The following is a 2,154-nucleotide window of genomic DNA, read 5'->3' as shown; positions in this document are numbered from 1 at the left end:
AGCATAACGGTTCAGGAATTGATAGCACCCCTCGTCCCTCTTTTTGCAGGCTTACGTTTGAGATAGTCTGCGCATGCACTTAAACGGAGAAATACAGCAAAGCGGCAATCACAAAGAAAACAACCCACTCAAAAAACACCGGCAACAATAACGCTGCCGGAATTATCATTTATGCCACTTCCTTTTATGGTTTGACCTAAAAAAGCGCTCAACTAACGCAATGGTTGGTTACTTACTCAAACCATCGACGTTTTTATCCAATACACTATAAATGGCTTTCATGGCGGGATCTACACCATTGAAGTAGCTTGCAGAGTCTGGCAATACCGGCATATGTGGTGCAATCCAAATACGGTGGTCTTCTGCGCGAGAAGTTTGATGAAACTGCGACGAAACGAGCCCAAACACCCCACTGAACGGTAAACGGAACCTTCCAGCTTCACCAATATGATTTGGCCGAGAGCCACTTGGTTCTCCAACCAAGATTGCATTGGTAAAACTATCGATATTGGTTAAGAGGTTTTGCGCTGCTGAAAAGGTATTACGTCCCATCACTACAAATAACTTGCCTGCTGGCTTTGCCGCTTCAAAATAAATAAGTGCCTTTAGTAATGGTGGTAAGATGGAGCCATTGCCACCACTATTGTGTCGTAAATCCAGCACCAAGTGGCTTACTTCAGCGTGTTTTATTTTCTCTATCAACTCCGCACTAAATTGCGCTAGCGACTGCGTTTTCATCTGTGCAACGGCATTAAACTGTACGTACAAAATCCCATTGCTTTTATCCACTTCGTACCAATAAGGTTTAGTGACGTTTTGCAGATATTGTGGGCTTTTTTGATGATTTTCTGGCAAAGTCGGAAAGCCGCGAAATTCAAATGTTCGACCTCTAAGGCGAATGGTCTTTTGCATATTCTGTGCATTTTCTACCGTGATAGACGCCTCATTTGACGCATCGCTTAACTCTAGTCCTGCGAGTACTTCGGGCATGGCGAGGTAATAAGGCGCAAGCCAAAGCTGCTGCATTTCATTATCTCGTGGATTAATTTCGGCAACTTTCGCCATTGCTTCTGCGGTTGGTGTTTGTCCAAAGGCTGTGACTTTATGGCCGATTAAATCACTAAACTCAGCTTCAGCATCAACAATGTAAAGGCCATCGATAAAGGCATAAAACTGCACTGGCAAACGAGTGAAATTCCCTTTTTCTCCGAAGGTCGGTACGATAAAGTTATGCCCGTTACCAAGCCTGCCTATCATTTGCATCATACCGAAGACAATTTGCTGATCAGTTAACTTGGGTATATCTGAGCGCAAATTATTTGCCAATGTAATTAAATCCGGGTTGTTACTTGCCTGTTCGTTAACATGCAATCGCTTAATTTCTGAGAGTAAGAAATCTAAATCCGCATTCCACTGTTGCTCTCGGGTGAGCGAAGTGTCTTTATAATTACCTGTAAGGTGCTGAAATTGCTGGTTACCTTTGATGGGGTCGAAAACACTTTTATTTGCTAAGCTACTGCGTTCGTCATACCGCGCTGACAAAGACTTACTCAGCCACTCATTAGCTTCATCCACTTTACTTAGCGCGGCATACGCGCCTGCAATCTTTATCATAATGTCATTTGAGGGGCGTGAACCAGTAGGTACATTGGTTAGGTTTACGCCCAGTGACAACGCCTTTTTCAGCGCAATGATAGCTTGCTCATATTGCGCTAATTGTATTTGCGTTAATCCCAATAGATACCAAGTGTCTCCGTCATCTTGATACGACCTAGTGAGCTTTTGTAGTTGTGGTAACGCCTGTTGCCAATTTTTGCTGCGTACCAACGCTAGTGCATTTATCCGTGTATTTAGATAATCCACTGGGGATTGAACATTTAGTTGCTGAGCAACATGCGCTTGTTCGCTCGTTGATGTCAGCGCCCGAATAGGTTCAGCCTTTGCAGGCTGCGCGATAAACAAACTACTAAAAGCCAGGCAAGTGGCCACATGAGTGAGAAAACTTGAATACATCATCTTTATCCTTGTTATCGATTTAACCCAAGATTACCTATAACGACTTAATATGGCGTGCAATATCAGGATTTTGTACTTCTACAACTCTTAACAAACACTCAAAATAAAGGCTAAGCAATTGTTTAATATACTTATATT

General features: G+C 42.9%; 1 protein-coding gene. It reads right to left on the bottom strand.

Annotated features, from left to right (window positions below; translation table 11 throughout):
- Window positions 1–228: 228 nt before the first annotated feature.
- Window positions 229–2,016, bottom strand: coding sequence for a S41 family peptidase (locus L1D50_RS22795; RefSeq protein ID WP_239966915.1), 1,788 nt, complete (start codon window positions 2,014–2,016; stop codon window positions 229–231).
- Window positions 2,017–2,154 lie beyond the last annotated feature (138 nt).

This window comes from Pseudoalteromonas sp. Isolate6 (assembly GCF_022398435.1).
Classification (GTDB): Bacteria; Pseudomonadota; Gammaproteobacteria; order Enterobacterales; family Alteromonadaceae; genus Pseudoalteromonas; species Pseudoalteromonas galatheae.
Note: the sequence above shows the minus strand (reverse complement) of the source record. Positions and strands in the feature narration are given on the sequence as shown.

Excerpts from the sequence above, each read along its gene's own strand:
- L1D50_RS22795 (WP_239966915.1), bottom strand. The coding sequence starts at position 2,016 with ATGATGTATTCAAGTTTTCTCACTCATGTGGCCACTTGCCTGGCTTTT.